A 24,168-nucleotide genomic window follows, 5' to 3' on the forward strand; every position below is an offset into this window, starting at 1 on the left:
GGGCGGGTCCCGCCGCTGGCTACTCCCCTGCCGCACCTCATGGAGGTACCCCTGCCCCGGCATACCTAGCTCACGGCACGGCCACACACGGAGCGAGCGGCAACTCGCCCCCACCGGCCCGCCTCCGATCGCCCACCCCGGCCGCCGCGTCCTTCCACCACGCCTCGCGCCCGCGGCACGCCGGACACCGCACCCCTCAAGGAGCCGTTCATGACGTCTCGCTACCCACCCAGGCCCGAAACCGCTGACCGGCGAGCGGTCCGCTCAGGTTGAAGGGGCTCGCCGCCGGCATCGGCGTCGTCTTCCTCTCCCCGATCCTGCTCGCCGGCACCGGCATGATGCTCGCCTCCTCCGCCGACGCCGTGCAGAGCAACAGCTCCTTCAGCAACTGCCTGAGCGACATCGACAGCGACAAGATCGCCGAACAGGTCACCAAGATCCTCGACGGCGCCTCCGGCAAAGACGTGCACGTCGAGGGCCTGGACCTGCCCGCCAAGCAGGTCCCCAACGCGGCGACGATCGTGGCCACCGGCCTCTCCCTCGACGTCCCCAAGAAGGGACAGATCATCGCGCTCGCCACGGCGATGCAGGAGAGCCGCCTGCGCAACCTGGGCTACGGCGACCGCGACTCGCTCGGCCTCTTCCAGCAGCGACCCTCCCAGGGCTGGGGCAGCGCCCAGCAGATCCGTGACCCCACCTATGCGAGCGAGCAGTTCTACAAGCACTTGCTCAAGGTGGACGGCTGGCAGCAGATGACCGTCACCCAGGCCGCCCAAGCCGTGCAGAAATCCGGTCTGCCGGACGCGTACGCGCAGTGGGAAAGCCTGGCCACCGCGCTGCAGAGCGCCATCGCCAAGACCTTTCCCGGCGCCGATGACGCGGACGGCAAGGACACGAACCAGGGCGAGACGCCGTCGACCGGCACGACCAGCTGCATGCCGGGCCAGGACGGTTCCGGCTTCGGCCGCATCCCCGAAGGGAGCGTCCCCAAGGGCTACTCGATCCCCAAGGACGCCGACCCCAAGGCCCGAAAGGCCATCGAGTGGGCGATGCACCAACTCGGCACGCTCTACCAGTGGGGCGGATCCTGCACGAACGCACACGGCCCCGGCCCCATGGGCCGCTGCGACTGCTCCAGCCTGATGCAGCAGGCGTACGCCCATGCCGGCATCACGCTCACCCGCACCACGTACACGCAGGTGGGCGAAGGCAAGGCGGTCTCCCCCGCTCACCTCAAGCCCGGCGACCTGATCTTCAGCCGCGGCACCGCCGCACGGCCCGAGCACGTCGGCATGTACATGGGCGAGGGCCTCGTCATCGAGGCACCGCGCACCACCAAGCCGGTGCGGATCACTCCGATCAAGGACTGGGACATTCTCGCCGCGCGCCGCATCCTCTGACCCCGGTCAGCCCGCAGTCCCGCGGAGCCGCCGTCGCCGCGACCTTGCCCATGGCCCGCCCGGCAGCCGGGCGCCGAGGCCACTTCCGCGCCCTCCGCTCGCCTCCCCCTCCGCTTTCACCTTCCCGTTGGCCCTCGCCGGGCCCGCGTATGCAAGGAGCCCGCCACACCTATGTCCGTCCCTCTCGCAGACCGCGTCATCCAGCTCGCCTACGACCCAGGAATCTCACCCAAGGGTGGCGGCCTGCCCGGCTTGAGCGTGCTGAAGAACGTCGTCAACTCGATCAACATGTTCGGGATCATCGCCGTCGTCGGCGCCCTCGCCGTCTCGCTCGGCGTCTGGGCCTGGGGCCACCACACCGGTGGCCACCAGGCCGAGGCCAACGGAAAGAAGGGCGCCGTCGTAGCCGCGGGCGCAGCCCTCGGCCTCGGCGCCGCCAACGGCATCGTCGCCTTCTTCTCCGGCCTGGGGTCGCAGGTCCACTGATGCGAAACCGCTTCCCTTCCTTTTCGCTGTCCTCGTACGGCGCTAGCTGGTCGGGCAACCGGCGTATCGCGATCGTCGTTGCCGCCGTCGCCGGCCTGCTCGGTCTCGCCGTGATCGTTGCCCTGTGGACCGGCGGCGGCAACCGCCACCAGGTCCCGGACAGTGCCGCGCCCGCCCCGACTGGCAGCCCGTCCTCCCCCGAGGCCGCCCCGAAGCCGTCCTCCGGATCCGGATCGGTGCCGGGGCCTCCGCAGGTCGCCGAACCGGTCGCCTACGCCAAGGCGGCGGCCCAGATGCTGTGGTCCTACGATACCCGCGACACCAGCCGCGACCAGCAGCTCGCCGGCATGCGCGCCTGGATGACCACCGAGACCAAGTACGTCGACTGGGCCTCGGTCGCCGGCCAGGTCCCCGACCCGGTGCTGTGGTCGCGGATGGCCGACCAGGACCAGCACGCCACTGCCCACATCACCGAGGGCCACTACCCCGGCGCGTTCAAACAGGCGCTGGCCGAGGATCCGTCCGCGATCACCGAGGCGTACATCTACGTCGTCACCGTCAACGGCAAGCAGCAGATCTCCTGGAAGAAGGGCGGCGGCGGAGCCGAGGACCGCGCTGTGACCCTCGCCGTGCAGTGCCGCCCGAACCACGACTGCACCCTGGCCGCCATCGCACCGAGCGTCACGCAGTGACCCGCGCCTGAGACACGAAAGGAGGAGTAACTCCTCGTGGGTTTCTGTGATTTCCCTCTGGCAGACAAGCTGTGCGCCGTCGGCGACGCAGTGGATTTCGCCTCGAACCCCGGCAAAGCCATCGGTGACTGGATGGCGAAGTCCGCCGGTGAACTGGCAGCCGCAGCAGCCGATCTGGCCGCCGAGGCCGTCAACACCACCACCAAGGTCGATCTGAACGCCGGGTGGTTCCGCGACAACTACGAAATGCTGCTGCCGCTGGGCCTGGTCCTGCTGGTCGCCACCTTCTGCGCGCAACTGGTCCGGGCCGCCATCAGACGCGACGGACAAGCCCTCGCCCAAGCATTCACCGGCACCATGTCCGGCGTCCTGTTCGCTTTCTGTGCCATCGCTTTGACCACGGTCGCCGTCGAAGTGGTCGACGCCGTCTCCGACGGCCTGTTCAAGACCGCTCACCTGAACATCGAGACGGCCGTGCGGCGCACTGTGAAGGTCGACGGTATTGGGGGCCTCAGCGGCCTGGGCTGGCTCGTCGCCGCCGTCGCCGGTCTCGGAGCTGCCGTCGGGGCCTTCCTGTACTGGTGCGTGATGATGGTCCGCAAGGTCGGCATCCTCGTCCTGGTCACCCTGGCGATCTTCGCGTCCGCCGGTGGTGGCTGGGAGGTCGCCCGGCGCTGGCGCAAGGGCTGGATCGAGGCCACCGCCACCCTCGTCGTCTCCAAGCTGCTGATGACCGTCATCTTCGTGCTTGGCATTGCCGCGATGGGCAAGACCGAGGCCAAGGACGGTATTGCCGCCCTGGCCGACGTCATGTCCGGCATCGTGATCATGGCTCTGGTGCTGCTGTGTCCGTACGGCGTCTTCAAGTTCGTGCACTGGGCGGCCGACGGCACCGACGGCGAGTCCATCCACCGTGCCGGCGGTGCCGGAGCACAGATCGCGAAGGCCCACGCCGAGAATGCGGCACGCAAGACCGCAGCAGCCGCGGCCACCGCCGGCACCGGTGGCGCCGCAGCCGGAGCAGGTGGCGCTGCCGCCATGGGTGGTGCCGCGCCGCAGGGCCCCGACGGCGGATTCCCCGGTGACGTCGCCGCCAACCCGATCGGCGGCGGCGAAGGCAAGGACGGTTCGCAGGGCGGCGGAACGGGCGGCTCGCCCGGCGGCGGTGCCCTCAAGGCCGGCCTGGAGAAGGCCGTCCAGCCCGCGCCGACCAGTGTGTCCGACGACACCAGTGGCCAGGTGGGAGGCAGCCCCGGTCCAGGCGGATCCGGCGCGAATACCGGGTCCGGCCAGGGCGGCGGGTGGCAGGCCACTCCGCCGACGACGACACCGCCTCCGCAGGGCGCACCCCCGTCCTCCGGCTCACAGGACGCCGCGTCGAGCGGGTCGGCTCCGCCGCCGCCTCCGACTGGCCTCTGACCCCTGCCCGACTCCCGGGGGCGGGACGTGCACGCCACCTCCCGCCCCGGGCTCCACCGCGCCTCCAGGACCTGTCCCATGACTGATCTTTCTGTCGCTCCGGTCACGGTGAAGTTTCCGCACCGGAGCCGCCGCGGCATCCTCCTCGGCCTCACCCTGCCCCAGCTCGTCCTCGTCTCCTGCACGCTGGCCCTGCTGCTCATGACGGTGATCTCCACCGGGCTGCTCGGCGCCCTCGCCCTGGCCCCGCTGTGGGCGGCATCTGGTGCACTGGTCGCGATCCGCCGCCACGGCCGATCCCTCATCGACTGGGCACCGATCGTCACCAGGTACGCGCACCGCCACCGCACCGGCCAGACGCTCTGGCTCGCCCGGCCCGTCACCCGGCCCCGGCAAGACGGCGTCCTCCACCTGCCCGGCACCGCCGCTTCCCTGAAGGTGGTCACCCCCGGCGACTCCGCCAACCAGGCTGCAGCTGTCTACGACCCGCACCAGCAGACCCTGACCGCCATCGCCCGCGTCACCAGCCGCGCCTTCGCCCTCCTCGACCCGATCACCCAGAACCACAACGTGAACAGCTGGGGACGCGCGCTGGCGGGTATCGCCCGCACCGGGAACGTCGCCACTGTGCAGGTGCTGGAGCGCACCGTGCCCGACAGCGGTGACACGCTCACCCGCCACTGGACCCAGAACGGGCAGCCCCAGGCCCCCGTCGCCGGACAGGTCTACTCCGAACTGGTCGCCTCAGTCGGCCCGGCCGCCGCCCCGCACGAGACCTACCTCGCCATCTCCCTCGACCTCAAGGCCGCCCGGCGCCTGATCACCCAGGCCGGCGGAGGACTGCCCGGGGCGTTCACCGTCATGCAGCAGACCACCGCCTCCATCGCCCAAGCCGCCCGCAACGCCGGCCTGGTGGTCACCGGATGGCTGAGCGCGCGGGAGATCGCCGCCGTCATCCGCACCGCCTACGACCCCAAGGCGCTCGCCGCACTCCAGCAGTGGTCCGAGACCGGCCGTGCCGAGGCCGACCCTGCAGCCGCCGGTCCCGTCGTGCAGTTCGAGGAGTACGACCGCCTCGCCACCGACAGCGCGCGGCACGCGACGTACTGGGTGGAGAACTGGCCGCGCACCGAGATGGGGGCAGGGTTCCTGCACGGGATCATGTTCACCGCCGGCGTGCGCCGCAGTCTCTCCCTCATCTACGTGCCGCAGGGGCTCGAGTCCGCTCTGCGGGACGTCCAGCGCAAGAAGGCCGCGATCATCGCCGACGCCAACGAGCGCGCCCGCCGCGGGCAGGTCGACTCCGAAGAGGACTCCGTCGAGTACGCCGACGTCAAGACCCGCGAACGCCAGCTCATCGCCGGGCACGCGGATGTCGCCCTGACCGGTCTGGTCACCGTCACCGCCGAGACCGACGCCCTCCTGGACGCCGCCTGCGCACAGATCGAGACTCACGCCGTCACATCCGGAGTCGATCTCCGCAGGCTCAACTACCAGCAGCCGGACGCCTTCGCCCTCTCCGCGCTCCCGCTCGCCCGCACCGCCCTGTGAACCAACAGCGCCCATGGGCGCTGGCCCACCGCACTCCGGATCACCCGCGACGGGACGTCCCTCACCACCCTGCCGACCGGCAGGAAGGACCACCACCTTTGACCCCCTCCACGCGCCCCGACGACGCGCACCCCTACCTCCGCGCCGCGAGCGCCGGCATCCGCCACCACACACGCGCCCTCACGCCCTCGGACTCAGTCCCGCCCAGGCCCGTGGACCGTGTGCACCTCGACGTACTGCACGCCCACCTCACGGTTCTGCTCCAGCTTCTGGACCGGCTCGCCGACCACACGCGGCCCCCTCACCCGGCCGCCGGACGTCACCTGGCCACCGCCCACACCAGGCTCTGGCAAGCCACCACCGAAGTCCACGCCGCCTTCCACGCGCTGCCCGGGGTCCCCCAGGCCGACGCCGAGACCAGCAGCTGCCGCCCAGAGCGGCTTCCCGAGGGCCCTCCCGTGCTAACGATCTGCCAACGCCACCTCGCCGCCGGACACGTCGTCCGTCGCAAGACCACTCCCACCGACCTCCACCCGCACACCACCACCTGCGCGCGATGAGCACCAGCCGCAGAATCGAGGGCCCCCGATGAACCACCGGCCCGCCCGCCGCGCCCGCCGCGCCTCCGCATCCCCACTCTTCACCCCTCACGGCACCGACCGCGCCAGCCGCAAGGCCGCCCGCCGCCAACTCGCCGAGGCCGCCGCCAAAGCCCGCACCGAAGCCAGCTCCCACCAGAGCGAAAGCACCTTCCCCGAGCAGCAGATGCCCACCGCGCTCTACCCACCGGGCGGGCGCCCCGGGCCCACCTCCGCCCGCGGAAACCGGCTGAAACTTCCCGCCCACCGCATGACCACCGCCATCGCGGCCGGCGCCTATCCTTTCCTCGCCGAAGGCGGACTCGGCGCCGAAGGCATCTACATCGGCCGCGACGTCCACGCCGAAGCATCATTCGTCTTCGACCCGTTCGCCCTGTACGGCAAGGTCGAAGGATTCACCAACCCCAACCTGCTCCTCGCTGGCGTGATCGGCCAGGGCAAGAGCGCACTGGCCAAGTCCTTCGCGCTGCGCTCGGTCGCCTTCGGATACCGCGTCTACGTCCCGTGCGACCCGAAAGGCGAGTGGACGCCAGTGGCCGAAGCCCTCGGCGGCCGGTCCGTCGCCCTCGGCCCCGGACTGCCCGGACGCCTGAACCCCCTGGACGCAGCCCCGCGCCCGGACAGCGTGGCCGAGGCCGACTGGGTCGGCGAGATCCGCAAGCGGCGCCTGCTCCTGCTCGGCTCCCTGGCCCGGACCGCCCTGGGCCGGGACCTGATGCCCATGGAGCACACCGCCCTGGACGTCGCCCTCGACGCCGTCGTCACCCGCGCCGCCGACACACACCGCACCCCGCTCCTCGGCGACATCGCCGCCACCCTCAACAACCCTCACGCGCTCGACGAGGCCGCCGGGATGATGTCGGGCCAACTCGGCGACGCAGCCCGCGACCTGGCCCACGCCATGCGACGTCTGGTCCACGGCGACCTGGCCGGCATGTTCGACGCGCCCTCCACCGTCGCCTTCAACCCCAACGCGCCGATGCTCACCATCGACCTGTCCCGCCTCGGCGGCTCCGGAGACGACACTGCCCTCGTCCTCGCCATGACCTGCGCGTCCGCCTGGATGGAATCCGCGCTCTCCGACCCCGGCGGCGGCCGGCGCTGGATCGTCTACGACGAAGCATGGCGCCTGATGCGGCACGTCGGCCTTCTGCAGCGCATGCAGGCCCAGTGGAAACTCTCCCGCGGCCTGGGCATCGCGAACCTGATGGTGATCCACCGGCTGTCCGACCTGCTCACCGCCGGCGACGCCGGATCACAGGGCCGCGCCCTGGCCGAGGGCCTCCTGGCGGACTGCTCCACCCGGATCATCTACCGCCAGGAGACCGACCAGCTCCACGCCGCGGCCTCCCTGCTCGGCCTGACCTCCGTCGAGATGGACGCCATCGCCCACCTCAACCGAGGGCGCGGCCTGTGGAAGGTCGCCGGCCGATCCTTCATCGTGCAGCACCTCCTGCACAGCCACGAACTGGCGCTCTTCGACACCGACGCCCGCATGCACTGATAAGCCCGCGGGTTCGCCATTTCTGAAGCGTCCAGGGGGCGGAACCCACGGACTGGCGGACAGCACCGATTCGCGAACCCTCACGTCCTCCACCCACTACACGGAGACCCGTCATCGAATCCCATCCCACCAACGTCTTGATCCCGCCGCTGGACGAGGACGACCTTGCCGTCCTCATGCACGACATCCAGGAGAACGGACTTCTCCAGCCCATCGTTCTGGACCGCTCAGGACGGATCCTCGACGGCCGCGGCCGGTTGGCGGCCTGCGAGCGCCTGCACATCGAGCCGGCCTTCGTCACGTACGACGGTGCCGGCACCGACACCTACAGCCTGTCCGTCAACCTCAAGCGCCGCAGCTTCTCCAAGGGAATCTGCGCGATGATCACCGTCAAAGCCCGCGCGAACCTCGGCTACTCCTGTCCCGACTCGGGACAAGAGGCCCGTCCCGAGTCGGGACAGGACGCTTGTCCCGACTCGGGACACACCGTTCGAGACATCGAGGAGCAGCTCGGAGTCGCACGCGCCGTCATTGGACGGGCGAATGTGGTCTGGCAGTACGCCCCCGAACTCGTCGACTCTGTGATCAGCGGAGCCGTCGGGTTGGACCGCGCGTACGAAACCGCCCGGCAGAAGAAGGCGCAGACCGCCTCTGCGGAGGCCCAGCTGGCCAAGCTCCGCGCCGAGGACCCGGCCCTCGCCGCCCGCGTGCAGGAAGGGGAACTGACTCTGCAGGGCGCCTGGGCGGAGCGTAGAGCCCGGCAGGAGGAGGAGATACGTCAGCGGCGGGTCGCCACGCAGCTGCTGTGCGAGGTCCTGCCCTCGCTCGCCCAGGCCCGGGGCAGTCGCACCTTCGCCCTGTACGACCCCGAGTTCGCGCCGCCCGGCCGGGCCGTGACCCAAGAGGTCATCGAGCATGCGACCACGGCACTGGCCGAGATTGCTTCGGTGTGGAAGGAGCGCAACCTTCCGTGAACTTCACCTCCGACCCTGTTCTCCGGAAGATCGCGCTGGAAGCCGCCCGGCAGGTCACCACCGACACCGGCCGCATTCACCAAGACGAGCTTCTCGACGCGCTCTGCGAGCGGCTTGCTCCGCGCAAGGAACTGCTCGGCCTGGTCATCAAGAAGGCCGGCCAGGCCATGATGCGAGACCTCGGAGAACGCCACAGCCCCCGCCGAAACCGCACCCCCAACGGCATGTATCACCCCAAAAGCATCATGAAGCTCGGCAACGGCATCTGGGTGTGGATGAAAGACAGCACCCCCACCGACATGACCGAATGGGGCCGCATCTCCTCACGCAACTTCGTCCGAACCGCCACGGCAGAAGCACACAAACAGGAATACGTCAGCAGCCGAATCGACGCCTACCGGGAAAACCCCCACTGCAAGCGGCTCGCCCCGCTCGAAGAGACCGTCTTCGGCTACCGGCAGAGCGCCTTCGACGACCTCGGCTTCGACTCCGACACGACGTGACCGGCTCTGGCCTTCCTCACACAGGCCCACCCGACCCTGCCGTCTCCTTAGCAATTGCCTTCAACTCTTCGGACTAATCACCCTGATGGACACCTCCGCCACCCAGCCTTCCGCTGCACCCGGCTCCCAGATGGTGCAGCAGGCCATCGGTAAGTCGCCGTCAGAACTCCGGTTCCTCCACGAGGGCACCGAGCTGGCGCTGGCATTCCTCGTGACCAGAGCCGCACGTCACCTGGACGACGTGCACCGGCAATTCACCGATGCCGCCCAGCAGGCAGCCACCACCCTGACACGCGCCGTCGCCGGCACCACATCGATCAACTCCCTGGGCGTCCTGCAGCACTCCGCCACGCAGATCGACATCCTCGCCGCACGTCGGGCTGACGCAGTCGACCGCCTCGGGGAAGCCATCACCACCTACCGCCAGGTAACGGCGGACAAGCCCACCGCCACTCCCCCTCCACGCGCCACGCCCGCACCATCCACAGCTGCTCGCCGCACTCGCCAATAACCAAGACGCTCACAGCCCGCCACTGCAAGCCCCGAGGGACTTCCGCATCACCTCGCGCGACCCAGACTTCGACCTGTACGACAACGTCGGCCGCGACGCCGACCAAATTCACGCCGCCCGTTACAACCTCGCCACCCGCGGCGACCTGAAGCGGTGGGCACGACGCGACGCACAGCCCTTCCGCGCCGCCCACCCCCTGCCCGACCAGCCTTGGCCGGCGCCCGACCTCACCCTCTACCTGGATGCCCTCGCCGCAGCCCAGAGCCCGGCGGAGATCGACGCGGTCACCGATCACGTCCTGGACGCCGCCGAACCCGCACTGCGTGCCCTGAGCGACTACCTCGTCGCCGCTGCCCGGTGGAAGCAGGAGAGCCGCGGCGCGGCCAAGGGATCGCCCTCGAACCTGCTGATGACAGCGGCCAGCCGGGCGCTGTCGGTCCTGGCCCTCGCCGACGAGGCCAGCATGAACAGGCTGCGTGCCACCTACGACCCGTCCCCCACCCCCGCGCCGCCGACCAACCCCCAGCAGGGGACTACCGCGAGCCTGCCGCCCTCGCCACCGTCTCCCGGCACCGGGCCCCGGCGGTAGCTCCCAGCTCCAACCGCCTCCCAAGGCCCGGCCCCGCTGCGAACGCCCCCGTCCACCCACACCCGGAGTCCCTTTGCCACACCCCCTGCACGTGAACGCCACCGAATGGGCCGAAGCCCAACGCAGCCAAGCCGAACTCGACGCCCTCACCGCTCAGCTCGCCGACCGCGAAGCCAAGAAGGAGCACGACCTGAGCGCCGCCTGCGACGACTGCGCAGTCGACTGCGATCAGGTGCCAGGGCCGGAGACCGACCTCGCTCGCAAGCCGACTCCACGGCACCGGCCGGCATCCCGGAGGAGGAGCCGTGGCCGCTGACGAGCCGAACCCTTCAGACGCCCGTACTCCCCCGCTCGCGCCGCTCCCCGACCATCAAAACGTGAAGACGCGATGGTGGCAGGAACTGTGGCGTCGCCACACGCACATCACCACCCCGCTACGGACACGCGGACTCCCGTGCGACATCGAATTCGGCCTCAGCGCCTACATCGTGCGCGTCTCGCTCCCCGACGACAGCTACCTGATCATCAGCCCGCCGCAGGATCCGCCCTCCAACCGCCGCCCCGGAGACCCCGAGGGCTGGATCGCGACCCGCGAGGACCCGGACGACGAGACGCTGTTCGAGGTCATCTACGACTCACTTCCCCCCGACGACCCCAGTGCTCCCCATCGGCCTGAAGCCCGTCACGGCGGCAGCACCCAACCCCTGATCGAGGCGATCGACCACCGCCTCGCCCAGTTCGGGCTGCTACCACACCCCTCCTTTCCCCACGAGGGTCCACACGTGTCCCCAGCCCCGCCCGAGGCCCGGGATGCCCCCGCCACACCACAGCGCGGACCCCACTGCGTCTACGGCGACGCGCTGCGCGATCTGACCGACCGGCTCAACGGAACCGAGTCACCTGCGGATGCCGCTGCCTTGCTGCACCAGATCCTGGAACCCACCAAGGGCCTGCTGGCGCAGCTCGGCGAGTTCTTCGAAGCAGCCGGGGAAAAGGCCAAGGAGGCCGAGGAGGACGACGGCTTCGACCTCTCCTACGACCTGGCCGACGCCGCCGCCGAGATCCGCAACCTCTCAGAGGTGCTGCACGTGGCCGAGGGCCGCATGCGGGCCCTCACTCCACTCGCACCCCCACCGCAACTGCCCTCTACCCCGGCCGATACGTCACTCCTCCCGCCCCCGGCCCTCCCGCCGGCATCGTCGAAAGCCGCCCCACCGGCCAGACGCACGCCCTGATTCCTTCCCCCTGCGAACCCTTGGAGACTCCATCCGCTCCGCCCGCCGTACCCTGCCGCTGATCACCGGCGCCGCCTGCATCACCCTGGCCCTCACCGGATGCTCCGGCGAAGACGGCCCCGCCCAGGCCCGGCAGACGCCCACCGCCAGCACCGCCCCCAAGCCCGCGCCCGCTCTCACCGCCGCCCAGGCCCGCGACGTCATCACCCGCTATTCCAAGGTCAACAACGAGGCCAACGCCGACCGGGACCGGCGCCTGCTCGACACGGTCGAGGACGGACCGCTGTACACGATGTCCGTCTCGGACTACACCGAGACCGAAGGGCTTCCCGCCAAGGACCGCGAGCCGTACGAGGCGTGGTCCTACGACCTCGCCAGCGCCAAGCTGTACATCCCCCGCCTGGCTTCCGGGCAGGACCGCTGGTTCGCCGCCGCCCTCTCCAGCGAGAAGGGCGAGCCCCCCTCCCGCCTGGCCGTGTTCACCGAACAGCCCCAGCACAAGCGCTGGGAAGTGGTCTCCGTCGTCGACCTGGACAGCCAGAAGCTGCCCCACGTCGCCCTCGACCGCGAGGGATACGCAACGGCCGTCCCTGCCACCGGCAACAAGCATCTGGCCGCCGACGCCGACGTTCTGCGTACGGCCGTGCTGGACAACTTCACCACCGGAGGCACGAACACCGGAAGCAAGGTGTTCGCGCCGACCAAGGCCAGCAAGCGGCAGGTCAAGGTCCACAGCGATGCCGCAACCCGTTTCGGCGACAAGGGAACCAGCGTCTTCGACGCAGCCGACAACCGCTTCACGGACGCCTACGCCCTCAAGACGGCAGACGGCGGCGCACTGATCCTCTTCTCCCACACGCACACCCAGACCGACGCCGTCGCGCACTCCGGCCTGCAGATCAACCCCGGCAAGGAAGACCGGGCCTGGCTCCACGACGTGCCCCGCACCTCCATCCGCTACACGTTCGTGTGCAACGACGCCGCCACCGTCCCCGCCAAGGCCGAGCCCTCCCGCCTCATCGGCTACACCTGCGCCCGCACCGACGCCTCCGGCCCCCCGGTCCCCTCCTGGTCACACCGCGCGTAACCGCACCCGCTCGCCACTTCGACGGCCGCCGCACATCTCCCCTTGCTCGCTCCGGAGAACTCCCTGTCCACACACTCCTTCATCGCCCGCCCCACCCTCGGCACGGGATACAGCGGCATCCACGTCCAGTTCGACGGCGTGCCCAGCCACCACCTCCCGCTCCTCCTGGCCGCCTACCAGTACAAGTTCGGGCGCGACGTCGAGGCCATGGCCCAGCATCTCATCGACGACATCGCCGTCGGCTGGGACGAACTCGGTCCCGATCTCCTCGACGACGCCCCACCCACGCTCGTGGCCGCGCTGACCGGCGGCGAACACTGGCCCAGCCGGACCCTCGACCACCTGATCACTCCGGACGGCTCACCCCCGGTGCGCATGACGGTCACCGACAAGACCGCCGGCGAACTGGGCATGCCGTGGGGCTACATCTTGCATCCGCAGGGCATCGAAGTGATCAGCATGGCTCACGCAGGCGCGGGGCCCCTCGTCGCCTGGGACACCGACCCCAGCACCCTCTTCAGCGACCGCCCGGCGCACTGGCCCGCAATCACCACACGCCGGACGCCCACCACCTCGCCCGCCACGCGCACGCCGCGGCCCGCTGCCGGTGCAGCACCTACAGGGCCCCGAACAGGTACCCGCCGCTGACCCGCACCGTCCCTCATTGCCGGAGATTTCCCTGCCCTCTCCCCTGATTACGGTCGTCATCGCCACCCGTCTGCGCGACGACCGCCTCGACTACCTGACCGCCATGCACGCCAGTCTCACCCGGCAGTCCGTGCCGTGGGAGGCCGTGATCGCGCTCGACGGCACCACACCCGAACGCCTGCCGGCCCCGCTCGCGCAGGATCCCCGCATCCGCACACTGACGCTGCCCCGGCCGGTGGGCGCCGCCTGCGCCCGCAACCTCGCTCTCACCCAGGTCCGCACCCCCTACATCAACTGGGCCGACGATGACGACGACTTCACCGACGACGCGATGTCCGTGCGGCTGACCACCCTGGAATCCACCGGGGTGGGCTGGTGTGCGGGGTGGAGCGAGGACCAGCACCCCGATGGCTCGACCCGCCTGTGGCGCTGCCCTACTCCGCCCGGCCGGCACGAGGCCGGCGACGTGTGGACGTATTGGAAGTCGCCGACGGACACGATCCCCATCGGGCCGACCACGATCCTCGCCCGCACCGACCTCGTGCGCGCCGCGCCGATGGGCGGTCTCGTCCAGGGCGAGGACTACTGCGCGGCCCTCGGCGTCACCACGCTCGCACCCGGGATCCTGCTGCCGGTCCCCGTGTACCGGTACCGCAAGCACCCTGGGCAGATGACAGCCCAGGACGGATACGACCAGCTGGAGGCGGCGGCCCGGGAGCACGCCTGGGCCTACGGCCGCAGCCTGCGTGCCGCCCTGCGCGGTGGCGAGGATCTAGACCGTGGCTGAGGCCCAGATCATCCTGTCGCACAGCCGGGAGTCCGGGATCGTCGCCATCGCATCAGGCGAGCAGTACCCGTGTGCGCACACCGCCCTCACGGAGAGCAGCTTCCAGCGGGACAACGACGGCGTCTGGCCCCTGCCCGCAGGCGGCACCCAGATTACCGTGGTCGATCTGGTCGCGTGCGCAAAGCGGCACCGCACCAGCGTGCACACGAGCAGCCGCCGGTTCATCGGCGACGCCGCCCGCGACCTCGCGCGCCTGCTGCCCGGACAGTGGCACGCCTCGGTCGAGATCTACGCGCACCCTGCCTGGCAGGAAGACCTCGTCCCCTGGATCTGGGACAGCGGCGAACTCGGCCGCGCCCTCCAGAGCGAGCGGATCCTCTACGCCGCGGTCCTCACCGACGCGGTGCAGGGCACCACGCTGTTGTTCATGGAGCGGCCCGGCCGTCAACTCGACTACCTGGCAGGCGCCTTCTCCCCCGAAGGGCTCGAAGGGGGCTACGGCGATCCCCATGCCCCGTGCAGCATCGTCCTGCCGTCGTTTCCCGGGCGGGCTGCCCAGGCCCTCACCGACCGGTACCTTCCCGCCTACGAGCAGGCCGTCCATCCAGACGGCGGCCATCGCCGCCGTGCTCGCAGACATCCGCTCCGAGCACGACACCTGGCAGGCCATGAACGCCTCCGACCGCTACAGCGACGCCACCCCGCTGAGCGCTGCCGCCCTCGGCGCCTCGACGGAGCTGTTCCTCGACCACGCCTGGCGCCGTTTCCTGACCGTCGTCGACCACGCCCCGACGCTACTCGACCGGTGCCGACCCGCGGACAGCCCTGGCCCGACGACGCCGCAGCCCTCTCCCGTCTGGCCGACGCCGTGAACGACGTCGAAACCCTGCTCGACGAGATCGTCCACGGTGGTGCCGTGTCGGACCATGAGCGCCGAGCACGCGCGTGGCCAGCGATCGTGACCTGGCTCACCGACGGCGAAGCGTTCTTGCGCCAGGCCCGCCTGAGCGCACCCCACCGCCACCCGGCCCTCCCCGTCACAGCTCCGGCCCGCCCCCTCGCCGCAGCCCGGTCGGCGTACCGCAGTCACTGACCGTTCCCCCGACAAGTCTGGAGACTCCCGCCCCTTTGCAGCCCGGCACCCACTTCTCCTTCGGCGACCACAAGGAACACGGCTTCGTCGCCTCCTTCACCTCCTCCATTCCCCAGCACCTCGCCCACTGGTTCCTGGAGCGCGAGCAGTTCGAGCCCGTCCCCGGTGAACCGGGGCTGTACCGCCTCAGCGAGCCCGAGCGCGACGGAGTCCGACGCACCCGCCAGGCCGTCCACGACCTTCGCCGCCACGGCTACACCGTGCAGGCCGACATCCGCCTCAACACGGCCCTCTCCAACCGTCCGCCGCGCCCCGTCCGGCCCCACGGACTCCAGGAGCGCCGCAGCCGGCTCGCCCAGGCCGCCGCCGGCCGAACGACGCAGCGCTTCACGCCACCCACCACCTCCCCTCCGTCTGCCCGGCCGAGCCCGCCGAAGCCCACCTACGCTCCCACCGTCCACCTGACGGCCGCAGCCGGCGGGCGGTCCCGATGACACCCGCGAACAGTCCGGCCCCCGACAGCCCCTTGCCGACAGCGTCCGCACTGGCCAGCAAGGCACGCGACTTCCGGCTGCGGATGGCCGTCATCGACTGCGAGACCGATGCCGCCCTCGACAGGACACGCGACCGCCACGGCCGCACCGTCCACGCAGACGCCGCCGCAGCCGCACGAGCCCACCGGGACAAGGCGGCGCTGGAGGCGTACACCACCCACCTCGCTCCCCACGCTGAGGCTCTCCTCGATGCCGCCCGGCTCGCGCTCGACGAGTTGCCGCCCGCCCGGCACCTGACCGGGTGGCGGGCCGTCCTGGACGGCTTGGCATCCTCCGCCGCCGAAATCCGCAGGGCCCTCGACCGGCCCGCCGCTCCCGGTTCCCCCGCCGATCGCGCTCAGCACGCGGCCCTGTGGCCGCACCTCACCGCCTGGGCGGACCACAGCCCGATCGCCAGCAACCTCGCCGACCAGCGCGACGGCCAGCACCACAAGGCACCGCTGACCGACGAGGAACAGCAGCAGTGGACCGACAGGGCCCGGGCCGCGCAGACACGTGGCGCGCTGGAGCTGACCGAGTCGTGGTATGCCGCCGACGGACAGCCGATCACCCTCGCTTACCTGGTCGAGGACGACGACTCCACAGTGGTCGCGCTGCGCGGCGACCCGGGCGTACCGGGCTGGCAGGTGATCGGACACTTCGCCCACGAGTACGAGGCGGGCAAGGCCCTGCCCGCTCCGGTCCCGCCCGGCGTGCTCCGCTCGGACATCTCCCGGTTCAACCGACCGGCACCGGCCCCGGAGCTGTCCCTGCAGGACCTCATCCGCGACGTCGTCGAAGGCCACAGTGCCGGTGACGCCTCGAACGCTCTCCTGGGAGCCGTCCAGCGCGGCTACGCCGCCGGCCCGATGGTCCGCCTGCAGGAACTTCTGGAGACGAGCAGCCAGTTCGCCAGCGCCCTGGAGACCGTGCAGGGCCGCCAGATCGCCGCCCGCCTCTCAGCGCTGGGCCGGCAAATCGAGTTCCTCACCCGCGAAGTCGAAGAAGCTGCCGAGGACCTCGGGGCGACCGTCGCCGTCCTGCCCCCGCACCGCACCCCCGTGCTGCGCACCCGCCCGCGCCCGGCCGTGGACACCACACCGCCCGCACCGCCGCCCCGCGCCAGCATGACCGCCCGCCACCGATAGGAGGTCCGCTTTGCCCGAGGCACCAGCAGAGCCGTTCATGCCGATCCGGCACAGCATCACCGGCGAGATCACCACCACCGGCTACAACGCCGCCGCCCGGCGGATCCTGCTCCAGGACGGCTTCGAAGAGACGCCGGGCTGCGCCTGCCGAGCAACGGAACCCGGTACGGAGCGGACGCACGGGCCTGCTCGGCAGCCAGCGAGCTGCCCGTCGCTGGCCATCCCGTACACCTGGACCGAGCCCTCGGTCGGCCGGTGAGCGCCGACGGTACGCCCCGGTTGGACCGGTCGCCGATCTCGGCACAGCCCGTGATCCCCTCCGAGAGCGGCCGGCCTCTTTAGCGCATCGCCCACCCCGCCCCCACCCACATCTGTTGAAGGGTTCTCGTTTTGACCACACCCGGGCCTACCAGACCAGCGCGCACCAAGGGCGGTGAACTACGGGCCAAGGTGGCCCGACTGCTGGCCGACCGGCCGGCGGACAAGCTCACCATCGGGGACATGGCCAGGCAGCTGGGTCACTCCCACGGCGCCGTCCGCAACGCCGCCCTCACCCTGGTGCGACGCGGCGAGGCCGACCAAAGCGGGACCGGACAACCGCAGTTCCGCGCGAACGCGAAAACCGCCGCAGCCGCACAGAGGGCTGTGATCAGCCCACCGGGCACCCACTCTCCCCGCGCCCAGGCGGCCACGGCCCGTACGACCTACACCGCAGCAGCCGCGCCCAAGCAGACCGGCCCGATCCGCCGCGCGGGGGGCCAGCTTTACCACCCCCGGGAGCTGGCCGATCTGCCCGACGTCGAGGCGTTGAACCGCTTGCGCGACGCCGACGTGCCGGTGCTGCTCTACGGCCCTCCGGGCACCGGCAAGACGAGTCTGGTCGAGGCGGCGTTCCCGGACCTGCTCACCGTCGCCGGTGACGGCGACACCACGGTCGGCGACTTGATCGGCGAGTACACCCAGGACGACGCGGGAGCCTACGTCTTCCAGTACGGTCCGCTGGTCACCGCGATGACCGAGGGCCGCGCCCTGCTGATCGACGATGCCACCTTGATCTCACCGAAGGTCCTGGCGGCGCTGTATCCCGCGATGGACGGGCGCAGGCAGATCCAGGTCAAGGCCCACAAGGGCGAGACCATCAAGGCCGAGCCGGGCTTCTACGTGGTGGCGGGCCACAATCCCGGCGTCCACGGCGCGGTGTTGACGGAGGCGCTCGCGAGCCGGTTCAGCGTGCAGATCCAGATCGGCACGGACTACGACCTCGCCCTGGCCTTGAGGATCGATGCCCGGGTGGTCCGGGTCGCCCGACACCTCGCCCACCAGGTCGAACTCGGCGAGCTGGGATGGGCCCCCCAGCTGCGGGAACTGCTCAGCTACCAGAAGACCGAGGCCGTCCTCGGCACCAAAGCCGCGCTCGCGAACCTGGTCGGCATCGCTCCTGTGGAGGATCGCGACGCCGTCGCCGCCGCCGTCACGAAGGCTGTCGGCGTCAAGAAGATCGCACCTCTCACCCTCGGCAAGCAGCTCCCCGCCTCAGCCGCCCGGCAGCCTCCGGGCAGCACCGGCTCCGCACACCGGGGCCGCCCGCGATGAGTGCCCACCACCACATCCAGTCCACGCCGGAAGACGACGCCGACCTCGCGCGCTGGGACGACGACGGCGCCCCGCCCGCGCAACCCCGCTCCTCCCCAGCCGCGTGGCTGCGCGTGGGAGCCGAACTCGGCGACCGGCTGGTCGCCCTCTCCGGCCGCCAGGACCTCCTCGTCACCTGCCGCCCCGGCACGCGCAGCGGCGCACCGGCCGCGTTCTTCCCCACGCTGGGCGAGGTCGAGTTCGACGCCCGCCTGTTCGCCCCGCTTAAGCCCCACGAGATCCATCCGCGGATCGTGGGCGACGAGGAGCGGTATCCCGCCGCCTGGGGAGTGTTCGTCCACGAGGCCGCGCACGCGGCCCACTCCGTCTGGACACAGCCTGCCGGAGCCGACCCCCGTGTCGTCGAGGCCGCGCTCCTGCTGGAGGAGAGCCGCGTCGAAGGCGCACATCTGATCACGCGGCCCACGGACCGCACGTACCTGCGCACCAGTGCCCGAACCCTGGTCATGCCCGACATCGCCCACCCCACCCTCCAGGGCATCGAGCAGGCCGCCGCCGCGGCAGCCCTGATCCTCGGCCGCCGGGACGTCGGCATTCTGGACGCCGGCGAGACCCGGGCCGTCGCCGATCTGTGCGAAAAGGTGCTGGGCGCGCCCTTGCTGACCACCCTCGCCCGCATCTGGACCGCAGCTCACCAGTGCGCCGACCACGACGCCACGACCATGCTCGCGCACGGTCAAGAATGGTGCGACGCTCTGGACGCCGCGGCCCCCGCCCTGCCCGTGCCGGAGGGCCTCTCCGATCTGCTGTCTGGCGCCGTGAAGGTCGTCATGGACCACGCGGCAGCCACCGACGCGGCCGACCTCGCGGCACAGGACGCAGCGGCCAACGCCCTGGCGTCGCGCTCCAAGGCGCAGGCTCAGGACCGCGCCCAGCGAGCCCGCCAGCGACGCAAAGCCGCTGCCACCGCCAAGTCGGTCTTCAACGCCCGTAGCACCACCGTCCACCCCGACGGCACACAGGCACCCTCCGGCAACCCGGTCACCGGCACCCGCAGGCCCACCGCCGCCGAGCAGAGCGCCGCCGCGCGCCTGAGCCGCGCCCTGCGGGCCGCCGCCTACCGCGAGCGGACCGAGGAGCGGACCACCAGCCCCACCCCGCCTGGCCGCCTCAACATGCGCGCGGCCCTCGCCCGCGACGCTCAGCGCGCCGCCGGGTCGGTCCCCACCGCGGAACCGTTCACCCACACCCGCCGCCGGAACTCCCCCACCCCACCACTGCGTGTGGGGATCGCCGTCGACGTCTCCGGCTCCATGCGCGCCGCCTGCAAGCCCGTCGCCTCCGCTGCCTGGATCGTGGCACGCGCAGCAGCCCTGACCGACCCCGACTCCCGTACCGCCACCATCGCCTACGACCGGCACCTGACCGCACTGACCCGCCCCACCCACCAAGCACCAGAGCGCGTGACCACGTTCAATGCCACCGGCGGCCACCACAACCTCGCCAACGCCATCGACGCACTCGACCACGGCCTCGAACTCAGCCGCCCCGGCGCCGGCCGCCTCCTCGTGATCGTCACCGACGCCCACTACGGCAGCGACGAAACCACTCAAGCCGTCACCCGCATCAAGCAGCTCACGACCGCCGGCTGCGCCGTACTCCAGCTCACCCTCACCGCGGAATCCCGCCACTTGCCGGGGACCACCTTGCTGCACCTGCCCCAGCCCTCCAGCGCTCCCGCCGCCATCGCCACGGCGGCCACAGACGCCATCCGCAGGACCCGCTGAGACGACGCAGAAGGCGGAAGCGTCCCCGAGACCACCGCCAAGCACTCCAGGCCACCTCCCCGTCCGCCGCATGAATCGTGCATCGTGCACGACCCTCCGCAACGACGCAGGCCACCACCCCAACCGCCAACGAAGGGCACTCGATTTGAAGCACCAGACCAGCAGCACGACCTCGAACGTAACGCCCATCAAACGGAATTGCCCGGGGGTGCCTACGCACTGGACCGTGGAGCACGCCTGCTCCCACCAGGTAGATCATGACCTGTCCAACCGCCCCGCCGACAAGCGGGCCGGCTTCGCCCGCTGGCTCGTGTCAAAGGACTGCGCCGACTGCTGGAAGGCGGCACGCGGCGCCGACTCCGCGTCCAAGGAGGAGTGGCTCGCGACCAAGCGCGCCGCGGAGCAGGAGGCAGCCGCTGCCTGGGCGACGCAGTTCGACATGCCGCAGCTGGAGGGCCCGGCCAAGACCCTGAACTGGGGCGAGCGATCCCGCCATCAACTGATGACGGCCGCACACACGGCCCTGGTCGTCGAGGGCACCTGGGACGACGCGGACTGGGCGGAACTGGAGGAAACGGCCCGCTCCATCACCCGCGCCGGGTGGTGGATCGACCAGCGCGACGCCGAAGGCACTGACCTGATGGAACTCCTCGACGCGGCGACGGTGCAGGACCGCGGATCAGAGAACCCCTTCCGCTGACGGCAAGCGGGACGGCGTGGATTTGCATGCCCGTCGCCCGAATGGGCGAGCGGGGCTCCTGACCGGCCGACCGCCTTTGGTTGCTGCACGCCCGGTTTCCTCGGCAGCAGCCCAGGCACGGACCTGCGGGGGACGGATCAGGATCCGCGTGCGCGAGCAGAGAAGCCCCGGAAACAGTCACGCGCCATGAGAAACAATTCAAGGCAGCAGAAAACGCCGCCCCGTCACCCAAATGCAGGACCTTCTGCGAATCTGCCCGTGCGTAACTTTCAGCGGATGCGAAAATTCGACCAGCGCCGAAAGTCGTGCGCTCAAAGTTGCGCACCGAATGATTCGTCCGATTCATGGGAGCACAAGGTGAGGCAAATGAATTTATGCACCCCCGGAGGAAAGTACATTTGAGTGGTAGGGTCGCAAGAGTCATCCACAATGGCGGCGGAGCCTGCCTCTCCTCCAAGATCAGCAGACTCCGCCGGGGTAAGACGTGGATGCCGCGCAGGAGTCCGCCACTCATGGCGGGCTCCTGTGCACAATCCCTGGTCAGAACCACCAGGACCTGATCGCGTGCACGACGTTCACAACGACCAGGCCCCACCGAACTTTACGGAGCGTGGCCTCCCGCTTCCGTGTTCGTTCCTCACTGCGGCGACGCAGGCGCCTTGCGCGCCGCGTCCCTCCAGTCGGTCCCTCTCCAGGTTCTAACACGTCTCATCACCCCCTTCCGGTCCGGTTCGGGAAAAGGGTGTACTGCGCGGCTCAACCTATCATCCCGTGAGGGCCTCAACGGGAGATCGGCGACACGTTCATCGAATGACAGCAGCCCTAAACTATAGTTCACCACCGGGCGGCTGACCGGGGCCCTGACCTGCCAGCCTTAACATAAATACCAGCGTTAAACCGGATTCGCAGGTCAGGCCGGTTCCGCTGGATGGGAAAGAGCGCCCGTCACCTTGTTCGTCAAATCCGCCCAGCCCGTCGGGCGTCCGCAAGTGGCCTGTGTCACACCTCTGCGGGTGCCCCTGGCGCCGTGTCAGCTCTGTTGCGGGCCGGGGAGTTTGCGCCGCCCGGCGGCCGGAAGGGCAGCAAGCCGCTGCTGAGCAGGCCGAGATGTCGAGCACCGGCCACCTGAGGGTTCGAGGGCGGCTTGGAGGGGCCAGCGGGAACAGTTTCGTGACCTGCCCAAACTCCGTGGCATAGCCACCGAGGCGGACTGCGGGACGCAGAAGCGGTTCCGCTGACGGCGGGGCAACATAGCCGGGATACGCCGGTTAGCCAAACCGCCGTGCTTCCGGACCATTGTTCCTCCCACCCCGCCGCCATCGCGTGGAAGGAACTGCGTGCTCCCTCCGTCCTGGGACCATCAACCCACCCCCGTCACCGCCCTCACCCCCGATCCGCTCACTCCGACCCGCGACATCACCCACGCCCACTTTCAGGCCGGGGACACCGTCGTCGTTCTCAAGGGGGTGGCCAGCGGGGAACTGTGGGGAGACGCGATGCGCGTCGTCGCCCCCTCCTGGCACACCCCCACCGACGAGGACGGATGGCGGCTGCGTGATCCCACCGGTGGCGCTCAGTCCTACGTCACCGCCCACCCCCGCTACCTCGTGCACCTCTCGCGCCGCTGCCCGGACTGCCTGATCTTCCTGCGGGCCATGGAAGACATTCTCCTGAAACGGTTCGCCGGCCGCGACGAGCTGATCGACTGCGGCTGGTACACCACCACCGCCCTGGGCCAGCTCGCGCACACCGCCGACCTGCGGAGCGGCCGGTGATCCCCCGCCTGCACCAGCGCACGCACACACCGCACGACCCACTCGAAGTAGCGCTGGGCCGGCCGCTCTCACCGACCGAGGGTCTGACCGCGCACACGATCGTCGCCCACTGGACCGGCCTGGACTATTTCATCCTGGACGACGAGCACAAGTCCTGGACGTCCTTCGAGTGGGCCGAGCACATCGAAGAGGCCCTTCTGGAGCATCCCTTCGCCGCCAGCCCCGACGACGACCGGCGGGCGATCCTCCACCTCGATGTGCGCCTTCACCCGGACGACCGGGAACTGACGGGACCGGAATGGACCGAAGTCGCTCACCGGCTGGCGCGGGCCACCGGCATCGAGATCCCGGGCAAGGAAAGCGGCTGCCGGTGGATCGCCGTCCAGGCCCAGCCCGGACGCCTGGACCTGATCGCCAACCTGATCCATCTCGACGGCGCCTGGCACGCCCCGCCCGCAGACATCCTGCGACGCCTCGCGGACCAGGCCCGCCGCATCGAGCAGGATCTCGGCCTGATCCCCGCCCGGCCCACCACACAGCCCACCGCGCCCACCGCGTCCGGGCAGCTGGCCAGCGTCCTCACCCAGCTCGCTGACGAGCAGACCGGCCCGCTGGCCACGGTCCGCGGACTGGTCGAGCACACCGCGCACCGGATCGCCCGCCAGCCTGGGGCTGCTGGCACGGACACGGCGCACCGTCTTCAGCTGATCGCGCGCCGCCTGCACGCGATTCAGCAGGACCTGGACGCCACCGCCGCCCACCTGGTCCAGCCTCGGCTCGCCGCCGCGCCGGCCGCGCCCCGGCGCACCGCCCACCGATCTTTGTAGGAGAAACGTCTCCTTGCCCCGCACCACCGACCGCTTCCTGGACATCCGCCGTGACCCGCACTCCGACGAACTCCTCGCCCGCGGCGGCGACTCCGAAGCACACAGCATCCTCCAACGCGCGGGATTCGTCGGTGTCCTCCGCCTCCACGAGACCTACCACCGCGCCCCCACCGACCTCACCGAGAATGAAGAGTCCCGTCTGGCCACCGAGGCCGTAGGGCGCCTGCGGGCCGTCGGGTACCACGTCGACTGCGACGAGCGCTTCGACACCGAAGCCCGCCCCGCGGCCTATCCCACGCTTGGCGCCTCGGTCTCCCACCTCGCCGAACGCCTGCACGAGGCCACCGACACCGCCGAAGCCGCTGGCATCCTCACAGAACTCACCGCGCCCCACGACGGCGTCCTCGCCGGATTCTCGGAAGCCCTCGGCGCCCTGGCCCAGTTCTTCGACGGCCTCGACGACGCGAGCGATCCGTACACCGCCGGGCGCCTGCGCTACCTCGCCGACGAATACGTCCGCATCATCCACTCCGACCTTGCGCACACCCGCGAACGGCTGGCCGACCGGCACGCCCCTCACCCCGGCCGTCGCGCCTGCGCCGAGCAGGTTCCCGACCACAAGACCGAACGCTCTGCGGTGTGCGCCTGTCCGCCCCCGCCGCGTGCCCTGCCGGCCCCGGCACCGCCACCCGTCGGTGCCGCCCGCTTGCGCCGCTGAGCCCCTGCA

At 70.6% G+C, this 24,168-nt stretch carries 26 protein-coding genes; all 26 read left to right on the forward strand.

Features of this window, described 5'->3' with window-relative positions; translation table 11 throughout:
- Window positions 1-269 precede the first annotated feature (269 nt).
- The 26 genes from Sco07f_RS21880 (at window position 270) to Sco07f_RS22005 (ending at window position 24,159) form a co-directional block, all read left to right on the forward strand.
- Window positions 270-1,400 carry a C40 family peptidase gene (locus tag Sco07f_RS21880; RefSeq protein ID WP_108988889.1) on the forward strand — a complete coding sequence of 377 codons (1,131 nt, stop codon included), beginning with the start codon at window positions 270-272 and terminating at the stop codon, window positions 1,398-1,400.
- 171 nt (window positions 1,401-1,571) lie between these two features.
- The gene (locus Sco07f_RS21885) at window positions 1,572-1,886 is read left to right on the forward strand and encodes a DUF6112 family protein (RefSeq protein WP_011031268.1); all 315 of its coding nucleotides are present in this window, start codon (window positions 1,572-1,574) and stop codon (window positions 1,884-1,886) included.
- Window positions 1,886-2,578, forward strand: a complete 693-nt coding sequence (locus tag Sco07f_RS21890; protein WP_108988890.1) for a hypothetical protein — start codon at window positions 1,886-1,888, stop codon at window positions 2,576-2,578. The genes Sco07f_RS21885 and Sco07f_RS21890 overlap by 1 nt, the downstream gene beginning before the upstream one ends.
- Before the next feature lie 36 nt (window positions 2,579-2,614).
- Window positions 2,615-3,997, forward strand: a complete 1,383-nt coding sequence (locus tag Sco07f_RS21895) for an SCO6881 family protein (protein WP_108988891.1) — start codon at window positions 2,615-2,617, stop codon at window positions 3,995-3,997.
- Between the two features lie 78 nt (window positions 3,998-4,075).
- Window positions 4,076-5,548 (forward strand): SCO6880 family protein, encoded by a 1,473-nt coding sequence (locus Sco07f_RS21900; protein WP_108988892.1) that lies wholly within the window; start codon window positions 4,076-4,078, stop codon window positions 5,546-5,548.
- 98 nt (window positions 5,549-5,646) lie between these two features.
- The gene (locus Sco07f_RS21905) at window positions 5,647-6,108 is read left to right on the forward strand and encodes a DUF6238 family protein (RefSeq protein ID WP_108988893.1); all 462 of its coding nucleotides are present in this window, start codon (window positions 5,647-5,649) and stop codon (window positions 6,106-6,108) included.
- A 28-nt stretch (window positions 6,109-6,136) separates the two neighbouring features.
- On the forward strand, window positions 6,137-7,651 hold the full coding sequence (locus tag Sco07f_RS21910; RefSeq protein ID WP_108988894.1) for a VirB4 family type IV secretion system protein: 1,515 nt from the start codon (window positions 6,137-6,139) through the stop codon (window positions 7,649-7,651).
- 137 nt (window positions 7,652-7,788) lie between these two features.
- Window positions 7,789-8,625: a ParB N-terminal domain-containing protein gene (locus Sco07f_RS21915; RefSeq protein WP_234319902.1), complete on the forward strand. Its 837-nt coding sequence runs from the start codon at window positions 7,789-7,791 to the stop codon at window positions 8,623-8,625.
- Window positions 8,622-9,128 carry a hypothetical protein gene (locus Sco07f_RS21920; RefSeq protein ID WP_031185637.1) on the forward strand — a complete coding sequence of 169 codons (507 nt, stop codon included), beginning with the start codon at window positions 8,622-8,624 and terminating at the stop codon, window positions 9,126-9,128. The genes Sco07f_RS21915 and Sco07f_RS21920 overlap by 4 nt, the downstream gene beginning before the upstream one ends.
- 85 nt (window positions 9,129-9,213) lie before the next feature.
- Window positions 9,214-9,639 (forward strand): hypothetical protein, encoded by a 426-nt coding sequence (locus Sco07f_RS21925; protein ID WP_108988895.1) that lies wholly within the window; start codon window positions 9,214-9,216, stop codon window positions 9,637-9,639.
- A gap of 409 nt (window positions 9,640-10,048) precedes the next feature.
- Complete coding sequence (locus Sco07f_RS40710; protein WP_244942104.1) at window positions 10,049-10,228, forward strand: hypothetical protein; 180 nt, start codon at window positions 10,049-10,051, stop codon at window positions 10,226-10,228.
- A gap of 91 nt (window positions 10,229-10,319) precedes the next feature.
- Entirely contained in the window at window positions 10,320-10,544 is a 225-nt protein-coding gene (locus Sco07f_RS21935; protein ID WP_078889097.1) for a hypothetical protein, read from the forward strand.
- The gene (locus tag Sco07f_RS21940) at window positions 10,534-11,463 is read left to right on the forward strand and encodes a hypothetical protein (protein ID WP_108988897.1); all 930 of its coding nucleotides are present in this window, start codon (window positions 10,534-10,536) and stop codon (window positions 11,461-11,463) included. Before Sco07f_RS21935 ends, Sco07f_RS21940 begins: the two co-directional genes overlap by 11 nt.
- Before the next feature lie 85 nt (window positions 11,464-11,548).
- Window positions 11,549-12,550 (forward strand): DUF8094 domain-containing protein, encoded by a 1,002-nt coding sequence (locus Sco07f_RS21945; protein WP_468767012.1) that lies wholly within the window; start codon window positions 11,549-11,551, stop codon window positions 12,548-12,550.
- Window positions 12,551-12,592: 42 nt separating this feature from the next.
- Window positions 12,593-13,198 (forward strand): hypothetical protein, encoded by a 606-nt coding sequence (locus tag Sco07f_RS21950; RefSeq protein WP_253915372.1) that lies wholly within the window; start codon window positions 12,593-12,595, stop codon window positions 13,196-13,198.
- A gap of 43 nt (window positions 13,199-13,241) precedes the next feature.
- A complete protein-coding gene (locus Sco07f_RS21955; protein ID WP_108989128.1) occupies window positions 13,242-13,985 on the forward strand; it encodes a glycosyltransferase in 744 nt (247 codons plus the stop codon).
- A complete protein-coding gene (locus tag Sco07f_RS21960; RefSeq protein ID WP_244942105.1) occupies window positions 13,978-15,078 on the forward strand; it encodes a hypothetical protein in 1,101 nt (366 codons plus the stop codon). The genes Sco07f_RS21955 and Sco07f_RS21960 overlap by 8 nt, the downstream gene beginning before the upstream one ends.
- Before the next feature lie 35 nt (window positions 15,079-15,113).
- Window positions 15,114-15,572: a hypothetical protein gene (locus Sco07f_RS21965; protein WP_108988898.1), complete on the forward strand. Its 459-nt coding sequence runs from the start codon at window positions 15,114-15,116 to the stop codon at window positions 15,570-15,572.
- Complete coding sequence (locus tag Sco07f_RS21970) at window positions 15,569-16,759, forward strand: hypothetical protein (protein ID WP_108988899.1); 1,191 nt, start codon at window positions 15,569-15,571, stop codon at window positions 16,757-16,759. The genes Sco07f_RS21965 and Sco07f_RS21970 overlap by 4 nt, the downstream gene beginning before the upstream one ends.
- A gap of 37 nt (window positions 16,760-16,796) precedes the next feature.
- Window positions 16,797-17,018, forward strand: coding sequence for a hypothetical protein (locus Sco07f_RS21975; protein WP_108988900.1), 222 nt, complete (start codon window positions 16,797-16,799; stop codon window positions 17,016-17,018).
- Window positions 17,019-17,209: 191 nt separating this feature from the next.
- Window positions 17,210-18,352 (forward strand): AAA family ATPase, encoded by a 1,143-nt coding sequence (locus Sco07f_RS21980; protein ID WP_167468189.1) that lies wholly within the window; start codon window positions 17,210-17,212, stop codon window positions 18,350-18,352.
- Entirely contained in the window at window positions 18,349-20,139 is a 1,791-nt protein-coding gene (locus Sco07f_RS21985; protein WP_108988902.1) for a vWA domain-containing protein, read from the forward strand. The genes Sco07f_RS21980 and Sco07f_RS21985 overlap by 4 nt, the downstream gene beginning before the upstream one ends.
- Window positions 20,140-20,347: 208 nt before the next feature.
- Entirely contained in the window at window positions 20,348-20,839 is a 492-nt protein-coding gene (locus tag Sco07f_RS21990) for a hypothetical protein (RefSeq protein ID WP_244942106.1), read from the forward strand.
- Window positions 20,840-22,176: 1,337 nt separating this feature from the next.
- On the forward strand, window positions 22,177-22,614 hold the full coding sequence (locus Sco07f_RS21995; RefSeq protein ID WP_108988904.1) for a hypothetical protein: 438 nt from the start codon (window positions 22,177-22,179) through the stop codon (window positions 22,612-22,614).
- Window positions 22,611-23,441 carry a relaxase/mobilization nuclease gene (locus Sco07f_RS22000; RefSeq protein WP_108988905.1) on the forward strand — a complete coding sequence of 277 codons (831 nt, stop codon included), beginning with the start codon at window positions 22,611-22,613 and terminating at the stop codon, window positions 23,439-23,441. Before Sco07f_RS21995 ends, Sco07f_RS22000 begins: the two co-directional genes overlap by 4 nt.
- A 13-nt stretch (window positions 23,442-23,454) precedes the next feature.
- Entirely contained in the window at window positions 23,455-24,159 is a 705-nt protein-coding gene (locus tag Sco07f_RS22005; protein ID WP_108988906.1) for a hypothetical protein, read from the forward strand.
- The last annotated feature ends 9 nt before the right edge of the window (window positions 24,160-24,168 follow it).

The sequence above is a fragment of the Streptomyces coelicoflavus genome, from assembly GCF_003112555.1.
GTDB lineage: Bacteria > Actinomycetota > Actinomycetes > Streptomycetales > Streptomycetaceae > Streptomyces > Streptomyces coelicoflavus.